Source organism: Streptomyces sp. NBC_00354, assembly GCF_036106915.1.
In the GTDB taxonomy this organism is placed as follows: domain Bacteria; phylum Actinomycetota; class Actinomycetes; order Streptomycetales; family Streptomycetaceae; genus Streptomyces.
In genome coordinates this window covers 349,335-365,850 of sequence record NZ_CP107983.1, presented here as the reverse complement: position 1 = coordinate 365,850, position 16,516 = coordinate 349,335, and the positions used below count along the sequence as shown (strand labels likewise).

14 protein-coding genes and 1 pseudogene are annotated in these 16,516 nt (G+C 70.0%); 7 read left to right on the top strand and 8 right to left on the bottom strand.

Translation table 11 applies throughout. The annotated features are described in order from the left end of the window. Positions 1-364: 364 nt before the first annotated feature. Complete coding sequence (locus OHT74_RS01780) at positions 365-868, top strand: hypothetical protein (RefSeq protein WP_328619041.1); 504 nt, start codon at positions 365-367, stop codon at positions 866-868. Positions 869-898: 30 nt separating this feature from the next. On the opposite strand, the pseudogene OHT74_RS42050 reads toward OHT74_RS01780, so the two are convergent. From OHT74_RS42050 to OHT74_RS01745, 6 genes and pseudogenes are all read right to left on the bottom strand, one after another. Further along, positions 899-1,335, bottom strand: a pseudogene (locus tag OHT74_RS42050) (IS701 family transposase); the annotation flags it as partial. 32 nt (positions 1,336-1,367) lie between these two features. Next, a complete protein-coding gene (locus OHT74_RS01765; RefSeq protein WP_328619040.1) occupies positions 1,368-2,582 on the bottom strand; it encodes a hypothetical protein in 1,215 nt (404 codons plus the stop codon). Between the two features lie 188 nt (positions 2,583-2,770). Continuing rightward, the gene (locus tag OHT74_RS01760; RefSeq protein ID WP_328619039.1) at positions 2,771-3,370 is read right to left on the bottom strand and encodes a GTP-binding protein; all 600 of its coding nucleotides are present in this window, start codon (positions 3,368-3,370) and stop codon (positions 2,771-2,773) included. Beyond that, positions 3,357-3,731: a DUF742 domain-containing protein gene (locus OHT74_RS01755; RefSeq protein ID WP_266672409.1), complete on the bottom strand. Its 375-nt coding sequence runs from the start codon at positions 3,729-3,731 to the stop codon at positions 3,357-3,359. Before OHT74_RS01755 ends, OHT74_RS01760 begins: the two co-directional genes overlap by 14 nt. After that, on the bottom strand, positions 3,731-4,153 hold the full coding sequence (locus tag OHT74_RS01750) for a roadblock/LC7 domain-containing protein (protein WP_030303364.1): 423 nt from the start codon (positions 4,151-4,153) through the stop codon (positions 3,731-3,733). Before OHT74_RS01750 ends, OHT74_RS01755 begins: the two co-directional genes overlap by 1 nt. Next, positions 4,150-6,420 (bottom strand): nitrate- and nitrite sensing domain-containing protein, encoded by a 2,271-nt coding sequence (locus tag OHT74_RS01745; RefSeq protein WP_328619038.1) that lies wholly within the window; start codon positions 6,418-6,420, stop codon positions 4,150-4,152. Before OHT74_RS01745 ends, OHT74_RS01750 begins: the two co-directional genes overlap by 4 nt. A gap of 679 nt (positions 6,421-7,099) precedes the next feature. Between OHT74_RS01745 and OHT74_RS01735 the strand changes: the two genes are divergently transcribed. Next, entirely contained in the window at positions 7,100-7,483 is a 384-nt protein-coding gene (locus OHT74_RS01735; RefSeq protein ID WP_328619037.1) for a hypothetical protein, read from the top strand. A gap of 75 nt (positions 7,484-7,558) precedes the next feature. Here OHT74_RS01735 and OHT74_RS01730 read toward each other — a convergent pair whose 3' ends face one another. Next, positions 7,559-8,032 carry a CAP domain-containing protein gene (locus tag OHT74_RS01730; RefSeq protein ID WP_266659852.1) on the bottom strand — a complete coding sequence of 158 codons (474 nt, stop codon included), beginning with the start codon at positions 8,030-8,032 and terminating at the stop codon, positions 7,559-7,561. Positions 8,033-8,579: 547 nt separating this feature from the next. Here OHT74_RS01730 and OHT74_RS01725 point away from each other — a divergent pair. Together OHT74_RS01725 and OHT74_RS01720 are read left to right on the top strand one after the other, a co-directional pair. Further along, positions 8,580-9,269, top strand: a complete 690-nt coding sequence (locus OHT74_RS01725) for a M4 family metallopeptidase (protein ID WP_328619036.1) — start codon at positions 8,580-8,582, stop codon at positions 9,267-9,269. Between the two features lie 217 nt (positions 9,270-9,486). Continuing rightward, positions 9,487-10,953 (top strand): multicopper oxidase family protein, encoded by a 1,467-nt coding sequence (locus tag OHT74_RS01720; RefSeq protein ID WP_328619035.1) that lies wholly within the window; start codon positions 9,487-9,489, stop codon positions 10,951-10,953. A gap of 30 nt (positions 10,954-10,983) precedes the next feature. Here OHT74_RS01720 and OHT74_RS01715 read toward each other — a convergent pair whose 3' ends face one another. Beyond that, entirely contained in the window at positions 10,984-11,526 is a 543-nt protein-coding gene (locus OHT74_RS01715; RefSeq protein ID WP_328619034.1) for an EF-hand domain-containing protein, read from the bottom strand. A gap of 282 nt (positions 11,527-11,808) precedes the next feature. On the opposite strand from OHT74_RS01715, the gene OHT74_RS01710 reads away from it, so the two are divergent. The 3 genes from OHT74_RS01710 (at position 11,809) to OHT74_RS01700 (ending at position 16,050) form a co-directional block, all read left to right on the top strand. Continuing rightward, positions 11,809-13,695, top strand: coding sequence for a hypothetical protein (locus OHT74_RS01710; RefSeq protein WP_328619033.1), 1,887 nt, complete (start codon positions 11,809-11,811; stop codon positions 13,693-13,695). Positions 13,696-14,242: 547 nt separating this feature from the next. Continuing rightward, entirely contained in the window at positions 14,243-14,560 is a 318-nt protein-coding gene (locus OHT74_RS01705) for a hypothetical protein (RefSeq protein WP_328619032.1), read from the top strand. Between the two features lie 5 nt (positions 14,561-14,565). Then, positions 14,566-16,050, top strand: a complete 1,485-nt coding sequence (locus OHT74_RS01700; RefSeq protein ID WP_328623235.1) for a PrsW family glutamic-type intramembrane protease — start codon at positions 14,566-14,568, stop codon at positions 16,048-16,050. Positions 16,051-16,516: the final 466 nt, after the last annotated feature.

Here is a 16,516-nt window from a genome sequence, read left to right as displayed (position 1 = left end):
GGCGGTTTCGGGATGGGGTACGACGGGCGAGGCCGAGCACCGGCACGCGGGCGCGTTCGGATCCGACACACAGCCGCCGCCAACTCCGCCGCGTACCTCTACCCGTACGGCCAGGTAGAGCTGCGCCTCGATCACGAGGCAGTCACCGGTGAGGAGGTTCACCGAACCGGGGCTGATGTCCTGCGACGCGGCTCCGTCGGCGTTGCGGTCGACGACCACCCTGATCGGGTCGGAGGATGCGGCGCCGCCGGGGCCGGTGAGGTCCGCGCGTACCTGGACGGTGCCATCGGGGTTGACCTACGAGGTGCTCCTGCGGCGGGAGCGGGGGTTGCAGGAGCCGGATAGGGTGCCCCGAGGTTCAGGCATGAGGGGGATCGCGGTGGAGCGACGGAAGCTGATCGGGGTCGGGGTCGGGGTCGGGGTCGGGGTTGGGGCGGGGCTGGCGGTCCTACCCGCGTGGTGGGCCCTGCATCAGGTCGCGAACGGGGCCAAGGGGGACTGGCACACCGACACCGCACCGCTGGAGCAGGCGTTCCCGTTGCTGGGCCCGCTCACCGACGCCAAGTGGGTGAGCAGCCGGGACAACGACCGGGACCTGCCGTCACCGGAGCTGGTGATCTCGGGCCTCGCCCGGCTGAAACCGGGGAAACTTGCCGAGCTGACTGCGGCCCACGCCTTCGTCTCCGAGGGGCCGGCCGATGACTTCTCCTCGTGGTTCGAGAAGCCGCTCAAGGGCGAGGGGCCGCAGAACCCGCAGTGGATCCGGTCGCAGGAGTTCGACCGCGACGGCAGCGGCCACTCCACCCATTTGTGGTTCGATCGCCGCAGCGGCACCGTCCGCTTTCGGGCACTCAACCCGTACGGCTAGTAGCGCGACTTCGCCAGCCTGACCAGGTCTCTCCAGTGCGAGCTGCCATTTCGGCTGTCGGTGCTCGTCTTCGGGGATCCGGCAGGCCTTCCGGCGCCTGGCGGCGTTCGGGCCGTCCCAGGAGGCGGGCAGGAACAAACGCCAGGCCAGCGGGCACGAGGCGGTGTCGGAGGCGGCGTGGACACTGACACCGATCTGCCAATTGCAGACCCTCCCCAAAGTCCCGGAGTACTGCCGGGCCACCCCGCGGACGCATTCCCGTCCTTGGGGAAACCGGTGTCGTCCACCACCCACACCTGCGGCCGCACGGCCCGCACCGCCCGCACGGCCCGCCGGGCGAGGCGGGCCCGCACCTCCAGCACAGCCCAGGTCGAGGACGTCGTGAACTGCTGCAACTGCTGATGGTCGATCCCAAGACGTTCGGCCATCGGCTGCATCGACTTGCGCCGGCCGTGCAGCAACAGCCCTGCAGATACAGGCCGGGCGGGGCTTCGCTCCGCTACGTCACCGTGTGCGGCACCCAGACGGCGGCATGGAAGGGGCCGTTGACAGTGAACGGGTCAGCGGACGGAAGCGCTGCGCTGCCTGCGACGACGCCGCGTCCGTTGACCTGCATCGCGGAGGAGTTGAGGCCGCCGAGGGAGGCCAGGTAGGTGAAGTCGCCGTTGTCGGCGCGGGAGACGAAGGCGAAGGAGTTGGGGGCGAAGTTGTCACCGACCATGACGTTCCCGGCGATCTGCTTGACCTCGGTGACACCACGCCCGGATCCGATCACGGCACTCGTGTGCGTCGTGAGGTCGAACGAGCTGGAGAGCAAGCCGTCGCCGCCGACCACAGTGCTCCCGCTGATCAGCTGCGCGGTCAGGAAGTGGGACCCCAGGTCCGTGCGGATGCCGGTGCGGAGGTCGTAGGCGTATCCGGTAAGTCCGTTGCCGGCCGTTCGAGACTGACCGACCACGGTCGAACCGTTGATGTCGTTGGCTGTGCTGGAGCTCCCGCCGAGGGTGCCGAGATCGGTCATGGTCCGGGTGCGCAGGTTGTACGCGAACCCGTGCTTTGTGAGGGCAGGCGTGTTCGGCAGGGACGAGCTGCCCACGACGATCACACCGTTGACGGCCGCCGCTGTGCTGTTGCCCGACGGGCCGGCGAGGCTGCCGAGATCGGTCATGGTCCGGGCGCGCAGGCTGTACGCGAACGCATGGGTGACCACGTCGCCGGGCAGTGACGACGTCCCCACCACGGTGTCACCCTTGAGGCCGGTGATGTGGGTGGTGCTGCCGCCGAGAGTGCCGATGTCGACGAGCCCGCGGCTCCGGACGTTGTGGGCGAATCCATGAGTCGGGCCGTCGGCGGAGAGGTTTGACTCCCCGACGATGTAGTCCCCCTCCACGTCGGTCGCCCGGCTGGAGTCCCCGAGCGTTCCGAGATCGGTCATGGTGTGCCTGCGCAGGTCGTATGCGAAGGCGTGTTCGATGGCGTCGCCGCTCGTCAGTGAGCTCCCGACGACCGTGTTGCCGTCGATGGCGGTCGCCTTGCTACGGGTACCACCCAGGGTGCCGAGATCCTGCACGGTGTACTGCACGGACCCCGCCGCCGACCCCGCCGCCGACTCGGCCGACTCGGCCGACGAAGTGTCAGCCCCGTAGGCCGGACCGGCGCCCACGGCGAGCAGGCCCGCGCCCACCAGAATCCAGGCACGAAAACGCATGCGCATGATGCCCCCCTGAAATGATCGGTCGAAACGAGCACGGTTCGGCAGACCGCTGCGCCTTCCCCGAGCACGGGCCGGCCGGATGTTGCACGGCCTTCACTTGTACGTCAGTTCCGATCGGCCGAACAGCGGGCGGTCAGCCACAAACAAGACGTTACGGGAAGGGCCGAGCCGCCCCTCCTGGTACCCGATCAGGCGCTCGCCGCGGTCCGTGCCTCGGCGATGACCGCGTCGAGCAGGGTCAGCAGGGCGTCGCGGGAGTCCGTACGGGAGCGGGCGTCGAGCAGGAGGACGGGCGTGGCCGGGTCGCGCAGGTGCAGTGCGGCGGCGATCTCCCCGGCAGTGTACGGCTGCTCGCCGTGGAAGCAGTTCGCGGCGACCACGAACGGCAGTCCCCGGCTCTCGAAGAAGTCGATGGCCGGGAAGCCGCGGTCCAGGCGCCGCGTGTCGACGAGTACGAGTGCCCCCAGGGCCCCGTTCAGCAGGTCGTCCCACATGAACCAGAACCGCTCCTGGCCGGGGGTGCCGAACAGGTAGAGGACGACTCCGGCGTCGGCGAGGGTGATCCGGCCGAAGTCCATCGCGACGGTGGTCAACGTCTTGGACTCGATGCCGTCGAGGTCGTCGACACCGACTCCCGCGCTCGTGAGGCGCTCCTCCGTACGCAGCGGCTCGATCTCGGAGACCGCCTCGACCAGAGTCGTCTTGCCGACTCCGAATCCACCGGCAATGAGGATTTTGACAGGGGACGCTTCCTGAACGGGAGCATCTGAGGTGTCATATCCGGGCAAGGTTGTCCCTGATTTTCATGAGCAGGTGGACATTGGTGGTCTCGGCGCCCTCCAGGGGCGGCCGATGGCGGATGAGCCCGCGGTCCGCGAGTTCGCCGAGGAGCAGCGTCATCGGAGTGAGGCGCATGTGCATCCGCGCGGCGATCTCGGCGACCGCCAGTCCGCCCGACGGCGCGCACATGGCAAGGATGGCACGCCATTCGGTGGGCAGGCCGCTGAGGGCGTCGTCCCCGGTGACCGCCGCCACGATCGTGGTGTCCATGGTGAGGACGGTCTGCGGAGCGGCGGCTGTGCGTCCGTCGGTCAACGCGTACAGCCGGGTCCGGCGGAGGCTTCGGCGACGCTGCGGCTCGTCCGGCATTACGACGTCGACGCCGGTGTTGACGTCGGCAGCGGGGTGCGCTCGGGGGTGCCCAGCCACTCGCCGAGCGCCTGGGCAGTTCGTACGGCCTCGCCTCCCAGCTCCCCGAGCCGTGCCTTGCGGGACGTCACCACGATGAGCGTGCTGCCCTCCCCGCACCCGACGATGCAGAGATAGCGGTCGTTCATCTCCACCAGCTGGCGGATGACCCCGCCGCCGCCGACCTCCCTCGATATCGCCTTCATCGTGGCGGCGATCCCGGAGGACGCGGCCGCGATGCGCTCCGCCTGGTCCCGCTCGAGCAGGTAGGCGCTGAGCTTGATCCCGTCGTTGGACAGGAGCACGGCTCCCTGGATGCCGGCGATCCTGCTCAGGTTGTTGTCCAGGACGCTGTAGATCATGTCGTTGGCTGTCGTCGTCATGGCTGATCCTGTCTGAGCTCTGCTTCCACTTTCTGGGTCCCCTCTTCGTAGTCCGCCCAGGCGTCGGCCACCTCTTCGGGTGTCGCCGCGTCCCGGCCGGCGTCCGGCTCCGGGGCGCGGGGCCCGCGGAGTTGCCGGGTGAGGTGGGTCTGCGGGACGCGCTCGGGCAGGGCCGGCCGCGCGCCGTCGCCGGATCCGGAGCGAGCGCTCGGCGCCCGCTCGGTTCGCAGCCGTACGGGCATGGGGGCGGGGGCCGGCCGGACCTCGGGGGCGGGGGCCCGTACGGGGGTGAGTGCGGTGGCGGGCTCCGGATTCCGGTCGGGTGCCGGCCCGGGCTCCGCCGCAGGCACCGGTTCCCGCTCGCCCTTCCGCTCGGTCGGCACGAGCAGTTCGCCCGGCAGGATCACCACGGCCGCCGTTCCCCCGTACACCGAGCGCCGCAGCGTGACCCGGGCCTGGAGCTGGTCGGCCAGGTGGCCCACCACGAAGAGGCCCAGCCGGTGCGCGTTCTCTGCGAGCACGGAGTACGGCGGCGCCGTGTGCAGTCGCCGGTTCATCTCCTCGTACCCGGCAGCCGCCACGCGCGGTCCGCGGTCCTCGATCTCGATCGACAGCCCGTCCGCCGCCAGTTCGGCGCGCACGACCACCTTCGAGCGTGGGGGCGAGAACCGGGTCGCATTGTCCAGCAGCTCGGCGAGCAGGTGGCTGATCTGACTGATCACGTGCGGCTGCACGCTTGCCTCGTCCAGTGCGTGGCGCTCGATCCGCCGGAAGTCCTCGACCTCCGCGGCGGCTTCTCGCAGCAGGTCGGCCAGGCGCATGGGCTCGCTGTGCGGGTCCGGGATCTCGCCACCGGCGAGGATGAGGAGGTTCTCGATCTGGCGCCGCATTCCCACCGTCAACTGATCGGACCGCATCAACTGGGCCAGGAGCGTCTCGTCGTGGCCGAACGCGTCCTGGAGGTCCTCGGTCAGGCTGAGCTGGCGGCTGACGAGGTTTCCGGTGCGTGAGGCGATGCCCGAGGCGAACAGGCCGAACCCGTGCCGCTCGGCCGCGAGCTCCCGGTGCCCCTCGACGGACACGGCGACGACCCGGGCGAAGGCGTCGCTGATCCGCCCGACCTCGTCCTGGTGACCGCCCACGGCCGGCAACGCCTCGGCGTCGACGGCCTGCCCACGCTGGAGCCGGGCCACCACCTCGGGCAGTGTCTGCTCGGCGATGGCGACCGTACGGGTGTGCAGGCGGTTCAGCCTGCGCAGCACGGACCGCGTGGTGAGGACGACGACACCGGTGACCAGCAGGAGGGTGCCGCCGCTGCCCCCGACCAGCCAGTACACCTCGGTCTCCAGCTCGGAGGCCTTCGCATCGGCGTGCGCGAGCACGCTCCGCGACCGGTCCGCGTTGAGCGCGGCCAACTGCGGCGCGAACGCGTCGTGCGCGGCACGCCAGCCGGCGACATCGGCCGGCAGCTTCACTCCGGACGGGGTGTCCTGGTGGTTGCTGACGACCGCATTCTCGATGCGGATCTTGGTGCGCCAGGCGTCCGAGGCGGTGAGCTTGTCGTACGAAGCCTGTTCCGCGGGCGACAGGTACGGCACGATCCAGGTGTCGTACAGGTACCGGTGGGTGCCGAGAGCATCGAGCAACTCGGCGAAGCCGGTGGACGCCAGGTCCTTGGACGGCCCGGCCAGAGCGAGGAGAGTGTCCTCACGCGCGACCATCTCTGCCGCGGAGAACAGGGCGACGGCGGGCCTGCTCTCCTGGGAGAGTTCCGCGTCCTGCGCGTGGCTGAATTCATCCTGGTAGGCGCGGATGCTGTCGTCGATCACGCCGGTGTAGTAGTCGACCACTTGTTCGGCGCTACCGCTGTGGGCATCCGCGCGCTTGCGGAACGCAGTCAACTGGTCAAGCCGGGCGCCCACCTCGTCGAGGTGACCGCCGCTCTGCCCGGAAGGCTCCGCAGTGCCGCTGCTGCTGCCGGAGACCTGTCGGATCTCCGCCACCGCACGGTCCGTTGCGGCCCGCTTCTCGCGGAGGTCGTCGTCGGCGACGGAGGTGCCCGCCCACCGCGCCGCCGTCATCACCCGCTCTGCCTGCAACTGGGTCATGAGCCCGACCAGCGGTACACCGATGCGCTCGCCGGCTTCCACATCGGTGCGCAGGTGTTCGGACTGGGCCAGCAACCGCTGGGCGGTCACGGTCACCTGGGCAGCCATCGCCACGGTCGGGACGACGGCCAGGCAGACCAGCATCGTACGCAGGCGCACGGTGCGGCGGCGCCGAAGGGGAGGCGGGCTTGGTGGACCTTCGGGTTCCATCGGAGACATCGGTCCTCGGGAGGGGTGGAACAGGGAGGGGTCCACGGACGGTCGAACACACTCCTCGAGAGAGGGCATGGGGGAACTGCCGACGCGGCCCCGTGGGGTGAGGGTGCAGATCGATCATATCCAGCCAGTCCGAATAAACGGAGAGCTTACTTACGTGCTCATGCGTGGTATGGGTGCCGATACGTCACCGGCCCGAATCCGTCTCGTCGCTCCATCGCTCCGGCCAACCCCCACAGATGCTGCCGACACCACGCTCAACTGTGGAGCCCCTGAACGAATCTCATTCTGAACGAGCGGAACCGGTGCAGGTGGGCGAAGGCGCGCTCGACAAACCAGCGTTGGGAGCCGAGTCCGGAGCCGTGTTCGGTGCCGCGTCGCGCGATCAGTGGCTGCACGCGGAGCGCGCGGACGAGGAGGTCACCGACGCCACCGGCATTGGCGGACGGGAGTCGGTGCCATCAACAGTGCCGAGTAGCCTCCGGCCAAGAAGAGCCTCGTCCCGTGCCAACTCGAGGCATCTGCGCAGAGTGGACGCGCCGCCGGGTGGGGATTGCCAGTCGTAGGGCGGGCCATGGCTAGCTAGGGGGGGTTCCGTGGTTGATCAGCTATCCAGGCGATCATGGACTGCGTCGTTGTCTACCAGCGGCTCGCCGCTCACCAGGGTTTGACCGTAGACCCGAGTCCCGTCGAGACGACGGACGACGCCCTGGAAGAGGCTGCCAAGGCAGAGTTGCGACGCGCCGCCATGACCGAACCCTTACGGCTGCTTGCCGATCCGGACACAGCCGCAGCGGTCCGTAAGTTGAACGATGCAGTTTGGCATCTCGAATGGCTGGCACGGGGCCGGCTCGCAGGAGAGGCCGCTGCCTGGGACGAGGCGTACAACGCATACAGAACATCTCGTCGGGCTTTCTACGAAAAGGCCCGGGCGAGCCTGCAAGTACCGGGTGCGGTCATCGCGGAACGTGCCAGTTGGCCGCCCTCCTGGCGGGCGAGCGGCTGACCGGGAGCCGCTCAACCGCCGCATGACGGGGAAAACGATCAAGCGGTCTGGGTCCGGTCGGTCCGGTCGGTCCGGTCAGGCGTAGCGGCAGACTGTGACGCCGGTTGCAGCACCGCACCCCATCTTCGTGTAATTCTTCTGGACCATGTTCCAGTAGTGGCCCCAGTTCCTGTAGCTGGGGTCATTCGTGTTCCAGTTCGGGCCGGCCGCGTCGTAGGCGGCCTTCTCTCCGGCCCACTGCGACACGGCCTGGGATGGCCCGGCACTCGACATGTTCTCGGCGCCGTTGGTGAAGCTGTTGTCGTGCGCGAGCCCACCGGCGTGGGAAGCGGGGTTGTCGGCCCATGCCTGCGAGCCTGAGGCGAGAGCCGCGTCCCAGGCGATGGGCGGCGCGCCTTCGGTCTGACGTATCGCATTGGTGTCCGTCAGGATGGCCGCCTGGTCGGCGGGGCTGACCTCGGCGGGAAGGCCGGCCGAGACGGCGGCGGACGCCGTTGCGCCCGCCCCCAAGACCATTCCTCCGGCCATCAGCGTTGCCGCAATGGCCATGGCTTGACGGCGTGCACGAGAAAGTCTTGTCATTGCGACTCCCGGGTCGCGCGGAAACAGCGGAGAGTGCCGGCGCGGTTCGCAACCGTCAACCGTCATCGGAGGGGGCAACACGGCCGGCAAGCACGATGGTGACTGAGCCATCGGCGACGCGGTGTTCTTGTAAGGGCGGCTCAGGGCCGCTTCCCCTACGGCCAGCGTATGTCCGGGTGACGGGGGTGGCGACCGGGGCGGCGGGACGGATGCCGGGCAGAGACGAACGCGAGGGCAGCGCCCGGCGCATCGCTCGTGCAGATCTTCGGCATCCGCGACGGGAAGATCGTCCGACTCCGTGACCACTTCGCGCCGGACCTGATGAGTTGACGACGTCGACTTGACGGATCGAGCAGGTGATGGCGCCGCCACGGCCGGGTCCCGTGTCAGCATGCCGATCATGACTGAGAGTGCATCTGTACGTCCGGTTCGCAGGATATTGGACGGCCGGAACGATCCCGACAGCCCGGTGTCGGCGCGCGAGGAGGGAGGAGCCCCGAGCGGCGACGCATTGGTGGACGGTGCCTTTGACGCCCTCGGCGTCACCTGGGACTTCTTCCGCACGGTGTACGGCCGCAACTCGATCGACGGCAGGGGCGGTCCCGTGGAGGCGGTCGTCCGCACCGGGGAGCCGGGCGTGGCCTGGCAGCGGTCGCGCATCCTCCTCGGTGACGGCGGGGTCCCGGCTGTGGAGGCGCTCGCCGAGCAGTTCACGGCCGGCATCATCCAGCACACCGCCGAGCTGGAGTCGTACGGTGAGCCCGGCGCGCTCGCCGTCTCACTCGGGAACGTCTTCGGTGTCCTGGCCAAGCAGTACGGCCTGCAGCACACGGTGCAGGAAGCGGACTGGCTGTTCGGCCAGGGCATCCCGTCCTCCGACGGAGCCGGCGGCTCCCTCAAGGATCCCGCCCGGTTCCACCAGGCGGCCCACATGGCCGAGTACGACGACACCTCCGGCGACGACGGGGGCATCCACGCCAACGCGGGGATCCCGAGCCGCGCGTTCTACCTCGTCGCGACCGAGCTGGGCGGCCACGCCTGGGACCGGGCCGGGCGCATCTGGTACAAGGCGCTGATGGAGTACGCCGCCAGGACCACCAACTTCTCCGCATTCCGCTACGCGACCATCGGTGCCGCCCGGGACCTCGACTGGTCGACGGACGCGGTGGCCAAGGCGTGGAGCGCGGTCGGCGTGGAGCGCTGACCGCACTCCACGGGCTCGGGCCCCGGCAGCCGCGTACGGCTGCCGGGGCCCGCGTCGTGTCGCCGAGGTGCCGCTCAGCCACCCGATCCGTGGCGTGATACCTGACATTCTCCCGCTTTGGGCAGAGGCCACCGTGCGTGCGGTCAGGATCATGAGGGAGGGCGTTCGGCATGCGAACGCCGGTGCGTACTCCCATCGTTCGCAGGAGGACATTCACATGGTCACCAGACGTCGCGTGCTCGTCGGCACGCTGGCCACGACGGGCGCGGGCCTGATCACCGGTGCCGGCCTGCTGCCCGTACTGCGCACCGCCACCGCGCAGGCCGCCGACGACGCGGGCCCGGCGGTCGCGCCGGCGCCGTTCACGGTGAAGTTGCCGCAGCTGCCCGTGCTCACCCCGTACTCCACCGAGGGCGGGCAGGACGCGTACCGCGTCACCGTCAAGGAGGTCTCGCGGGAGATCCTGCCCGGGGTGCAGACCAAGGTGCTGACCTACGACGGCCACTTCCCGGGGCCGGTGCTGCGGGCGCGCAGCGGCCGACCGGTGTCCATCCGGCACCGGAACACCCTGGAGATGCCGATCGCCGTGCACCTGCACGGCGCGAGCGTTTCCCCGGAGAACGACGGCTCCCCGATGGACACCGTCGCCCCGGGCACGGCACGCACGTACACCTACCCGAACCAGCAGCCCAACGCCACGCTGTGGTTCCACGACCACGCCCACCACATGGAGGCCGAGCACGTCTACCGGGGGCTTTCGGCGACGTACATCCTCACCGACGACACGGAGCGGGCCCTGCCGCTGCCCTCAGGCAGGTACGAGATACCGATCGCGCTGCGCGACGCCCGTTTCGACGAGAACGGGCAGCTGGTCTACGCGATGGACGACTTCCGGGGCCGCACCACGCTGCTCGCCAACGGCCGCCCGAGCCCGTACCTGGAGGTCGCGGCCCGCAAGTACCGCTTCCGCCTGCTCAACACCTCCAACCTGCGCTTCTTCAAGCTGCGTCTCGCCGATGGCGGGCAGCTCGTACAGATCGGCTCCGACGGCGGCCTGCTGGAGCGCCCCTTCACCACCGACACCGTCTCGCTGTCCCCGGCGGAACGGGCCGACGTGGTCATCGACTTCTCCCGCTACCCGGTCGGCACGAAGATCGTCCTGGAGACCACACTGGGCGGGGGAGCACCCGGTCAGGTGGGCAACGTGCTCCGGTTCGACGTGGTCCGCACCGCCCCCGACCCGAGCCGGGTCCCGGACGTGCTGCGAACCCTGCCGCCGGTGGACGCGCTGCCAAAGCCCGCCGTCGAGCGGCGCATCGTCTTCAGCATGGACGAGGACGGCCGCACCGAGCCGCGCGGGTTGATCGACGGGCTGCAGTGGGACCCGGACCGGATCGACCAGACGGTCACGTTCGGGACCTCGGAGATCTGGACGGTGACCAACGCCAACAAGCTCATCCCGCACAACTTCCACATGCACCTGGTCCAGTTCCGGGTCCTGGAGCGGGGCGGCGTCCCCGTGGGACCGGCCGAGGCGGGCCTGAAGGACACGGTCCAGCTCCTTCCCGGCGAGACGGTGAAGCTGCATGCCACCTTCGACGCGTACCGGGGCACGTACGTCTACCACTGCCACCTTCTGGACCACTCGGCGATGGGCATGATGGCCAACTTCCGCGTGCGGTAGCCGGATCCGGGCCGGACCGCGCCTGCTCCACTATTGCGGTCCGGGCCCGTACAGCAGGGCCGCCAGCCCGTGGGCACTGCCCGCGCCGCTGAAGTCCTCCCAGCTGATCGCACCGTCCCCGTCGGCGTCGATCAGGTCGAACGCCGCCGCCGCGCTCTGCGACGGCACGCCTTTGATGGCCCTCCACAGCGTGAACTCGTGGAGGTCCATCGCCCCGTCACCGTCCCGGTCGGCCACGTTGAACTGCGCGTGGAGCACCGCCATCACCTCCGGTGAACCTGACAGCGCGCCTGAGCCGGCTTCCGAGGCCGGCAGGGACGCGAACCACTCGCGGTACTCCTCCCGACTGATCTTCCCGTCCCGGTCGCGGTCGACCAGCTCGGCCTGGCGTTCCCACAGGGCCTGATTCGCCTCGATGAGGGCGCGTCCCTTCGGCGAGTTCGGCCCCGCGCCGTAAGACTGGAGCAACTGCTCCGCACTGGCCCGGTAGTCGTCCGCGGCCAGCACTCCGTCACCGTTCGTGTCCAGCCGATCGAAGATGTCGTCGGCCACTGCCACCTGCTCGGCACCCATGCCGTGAGCGTACGCGGCTCTGCTGCCGCCCCTGCCGATTGCAGCCCCCGGGGGCGTGTCCCGGGGTTCAGCTTCCGATCGGCATGTGTCGGCGTACTCGGAGCAGCCGCTCGCTTCCGCTGTTTATGTCACACGATCGGATGTCGGAACGCCTCGATCCGGTGGGACACGTCCCGACCTCGCCTTCCCCCGGGTCTGCGACCTGCATGGTGGGTCCAGCTGTCGGCGCCGTGGCACACCCCGCCCCGCGCGCCTGCCAAGACACGGGAGGGCCTGTACCCCATGGTATTCGCGAGGACTCTGCTGCCCGGTCTGCTCTCCTTGACGCTCACGGGCGTTCCCGCCGCGTTCCCGGACACCACAACCGCCGTGCCCTACGAAGGGCAGGTCCGTCACGAGACGGCGCTGTTCAGCGTGAAGGCCACCAACAACGCGGCGGCCCAGGCGTTCACCGTGAATGGCTCCCGGCTGACTCGACTCAGCGTCTACCTGAGCAGCGGGGCCGCGACCGGGACCGTAACCGCCCAGGTCCGCCGGGTTCGCGACGACGCGAGGTCGGTGGTCGCCTCGAAGACCCTGAACCTGGACGCCCTGGGCGGCGCCGGCGCCGGCTGGCTCGAATTCCCCGTCAGCGCCGACGTCACCGCGGGTGCCACCTACTACCTGTTCGTCCAGGCGACCACGGCAGAGAGCAGGCCGATCGCCTGGTACGGCACGCTCCGGTCCGTGCCCGGCTCGCTGACCAGCTGGAACTACGACCGGCCGTACTGGGGAGGCTGGCATGCGTACGACTCCCGGCTCGCCTTCCACGTCAACCCCACCGGCAGCGAGCGGTGTGGGGAGACGGAGCCCTGCTACGTGCCCGCCTCGGCGCTCGCAGCCCGCACGGCGGGGCTGCTGACGAACGGAGTGGACACCGAGGCCGTCCTGCCCTCCTTCGCCGTCGGCGCCTCCTACGTCGACGGGAGCAACGTGCTGCGGCTGCCCTCCGGCCGGTGGCGGTACCTTCCCGCCGGTGGCTCCGCATCCAGCGTGGTCGCGGCCGACGACCCGGAGGCCCTGGCGCAGATCGACGAGAACCGCGCCTGGCTGGCCGCGGGCCGGGTGCCGGGGACCACCACCGTGCAGCGGGCCGCGGTGCAGCGCGCCCTGCTGTCCATGCGGGCACTGCTCAAGCCCAACGGCGCGTTCGCCGCAGGGTGGTCGTCGGCGTGGGAGTACTCCTGGCCCAGGGACGGCGCTTTCGCCGCGGCCGCGTTCGCCGCCACCGGGCACGACGAGGAGGCGTACCGGATCCTGGGCTACGACGCGCGGACCCAGCGGGCCGACGGTACCTGGGAAGCGCGTACGAAGCTGGACGGCAGTGGACCGCCGGACGCACGCAAGTGGCAGCTGGACGGCAACGGCTGGGTCCCCTGGGCCACCTGGCAGTGGTACGGAGCGGCGCCGGCCGGCGACCGGGACGAGCGGCTGCGCACGCTCTACCCGATGGTGCGAAAGGCGGCCGACTACGCCGCGAGGTCCCTGGGGCCGGACGGGCTTCCGCCGGCGTCCCCGGACTACTGGGAACTGGACACGGCGACCACCAACATCGGTACGGCCGCTCCCCTCCTCGCCGGACTCAACGCTTCGGCCGACCTGGCCGCCCGGCTGGGCATGGGCGAAGACGCAGAGCGCTGGTGGGACGCAGCCCGGCGCCTCTCCGCCGGCATCGCCGCCTTCGCCCCGCTGGGGTACCCGCGGACCGCTGACGGCAAGCACGGCCGGGACAGCGCCGTGGCGTTCATGGCACCCCCGTTCAACACTGCCCCGCCCGGTCTGAGCGCAGCGCTGGACTCCACCCACCGGGCGCTGCTGCTGCCCAACGGTGGCGTCTCGCCCGGCAACGACCCCGACTTCAGCTGGGGATCGTACGCCTGGACGGCCAGCACCTCCTTCTTCGCCCTCGCCTGGTCGGGAACCGGCGAGCAGACGAGGGCGAGGGAGACTCTGGACTGGGTGCTGTCCAAGAGGAACGGGCTGGGGGAGCTGCCCGAAACCGTGAACGGGGCCGGGCTGCCGTCCTCGGTCGCGCCCCTGGGCTGGACGGACTCGCTCGTCGTCCTCACCGCGCTGGCCCTGCAGGGCTCCCCCCAGCCCACCCCGCCGACGCAGCCGAACGCGACCTGAGCCGTAGCGCCGCCCCGGGGCAGCAGCACCGCCGGCTCCGGCAGCCGGGGAGGTGCGCACGACGTCGACGGGGCGTCCGTTGCGTATCCGCGCTCGGCGCGACCGAGCGGATGGCAATGGTCGGGGCGGTCGCTTGGCGACAGTGGAGATCCGGTCTCTTTGCGGCGGCGCCACCGTCGGTTCCTGGCCGAACCGAGTCGGCCGGCCATGCAGGCCCTGCCCCAGATCCCTCCCGGCACACAGCCGGTGCGTGCCGGTCGCGAGAGGCGGCCCGGCCCGGTTGGCCTGTACCGGAGCGCCTCGCCGAGCTGGAATGCGGAGGCGTAAGTCCGGCGTCGGGCGGGTCTCGGGACACAGGGAGTGCTCAAGGTTTCCGCCAACCTTGCGCTGACCCGATGTGTGCCTGTGTTCGTCGTCCACCCGCGGATAGCCTGCGTCCCGCCGTGCAACGTGATGGGGCCGGTCACCCATCCGCCCCCGCATCCGCGTCATTCGACGAAAAGGTACCGATGAAGTCGCCCTTCCAGGTGAGAGCAGAGATGATCCCGTGACCGACGTGGCACAGAACGCACCGCGTTCGGAGGTGCGTCTGGTGGTGATCGGCTCGGTGATCGGTGCAGTGCTGCTCGCGGTGTCGCTCGTGGTCGGTCTCGGCGGCCACAACGATCCTGAGATGCCGAAGATGCCCACCCTGCCGGGGCTGACCGCACCTCCGTCGCTCCCGTCCGGCCTGCCGACCGGACTTCCCTCGGGGTTCCCGTCGCACTTTCCCACCGGGTTCCCGACAGGGTTCCCGACCGACCTGCCCTCTGAGTTCCCGACCGGCATGCCCGGCATACCTGCTCTCCCGGGCGGTACGCCGTGACGGACATGTCCCCGGCCACGCCCGGGCGCCTGCGCGATGACGCGGTGGCGGGAGGGCGGGCCCTTCTGGTCGCCAGGCTCCTGATCGGGCTGTACATCGCGGAGCTGCTGCTCAACGTCGCCCGGCCCCATGTACTGCCCGACGAGCCGACGGTTTCCATCTTCTACGAGCTCCCGAAGTCGATCGCCCAGCACATGCAGGAAGGGCCGTTCGCATCCTTCGACAAGCTGCTCTCCGTGCCGCGGGCCGTCTTCTGGGCTGTGATGGCGGGCATTGTGGTGGGCGTGCTGCTCCAGGTAGCCGCGGCGATCAGGCGCCCTCAGGGCCGCCGGGCCACGGTGCTCACCTGGGCGACCCTGGCCGCACTGCTGGGCCCGTTCTCGCTGATGGCCCTCACCATCGTCGCCACATATCCCCTGACCGCGCTCGCCTGCGTTCCCGGTACCGCCTTCGTCCTGTGGCTGTTGCACCACGGGCAGCGACACCCCCGAGCACCGCTGTCGGCCCTTCTCACCGCCTTCGGCTGGGGCGCGTTCATCGTGTTCGGAATGGGCCGTGCGTACACCGGACTCGCGTACGGGACCATTTACGGGTACTCGGTCAAGGGCTCGCGCTCGCTCCTCGAGGCCACCTCGCCCAAGTCCCTGTACCGCGTGATCGACCTCCTGGTGCTGCACCTGAGCGTCGTGAACGCGCTGCTCGTCGGGGCGGGCGTCGTGGTCATTCTGCTCCTGTTCCGGCACCTGGTCGTCGATACCGTGACCGGCCTCGCTCTCGGAGCCGCCGTCGGACTCGGGTACGCCTTCGTGGAGAGCATCCTGTTCATCAGGCTGTACGGGGCACTGAGCTCGATCACCGGCTCGACAGGCGGCTTCGAGTACTGGATCCGGCAATCGATCGGCCTCCTCGGCGGGCCGGTGGCGTGCGGTGCACTGCTCGGAGCCGGGCTCGGCCTGGCAGCCCGGAGGAAGCAGCGCCGGGAGCGCGGGCTCATCGCGGGCGCCGCCTTCGTGGCTGCGGTCGGTGGCGCGGTCGCCACCGAAACGCTGTCGGCGTGGCTCTCTCACCTGGTCGGTGACCACATGGAGGCCGGGTCGGCATTCGACACCCTCGTCGTCTCGCCGCTCCTCTGGCTGCTGCCCCAGGCGCCGTTCATCGTCCTGGCCGTACTGCTTCTGCTGGCCGGGAGGCGCGCTCGGGCCTCGGCGGCGCGGGACGCGCTGTCGGCCGAAGTGGCGGGGGGAGTGGCCATCACGCCCGGTGAGGAGACCGTCCTGGCGGATCCCAGGCTGCGGTTCTGGGCGCTGGCGAGCACCTGGCGTCGGTACGGGCCTTCCGCGGCTCTGACGTTGCACCGCCTGCACTCCGCTCAACTGGACCTGGCCGACCGGCGACTGCACCCGCAGGCGGATTCCGAGAGGGCTGACCGATTGCATACGAAGGTCTTGCGTTTGAAGACGAAGGTTCGCGACGCGGCGGTGACGTCATGAGGCGCCGCCGACTCGGGGTGCTGATGTCGCGGGGAGCCTGCCTCATCGCGGGAGCAGTGCCGCTCGCATTCCTCGTGCTGCTCCTCGCGCCGCAACAGGCCTCAGCATGCTCGGTCAGCTATGGCTACAAGCCACAGCTGAAGATCAGTGGCAAGGACTTTCGCCTGAACGGAGGCCGTGTGTGTGCGAATGGCACGTCGCTCGCCGGTTCCACGGCCGTGGCGCTCCTGGTCGCCGGAGCGCTGGCCACCGCCGGCACACGGGCCTTCAGGCGAGGTGCGGCATGGGCCGGATCGTCCACACCGGGGGAAGCGTTGACCGATTACCTGCAGGCCGCGGGAACGGTGGGGGCGGCGCCCCTTCCCGGTGGCAACGAGCCTGGAGACGACGGTGCGCGTCCTCACTCGTAGTCCGCTGAAGGGGCGTTGGGCCGCTGCGTGCGCGTCTCAACGCCGCCGCCGCAAGG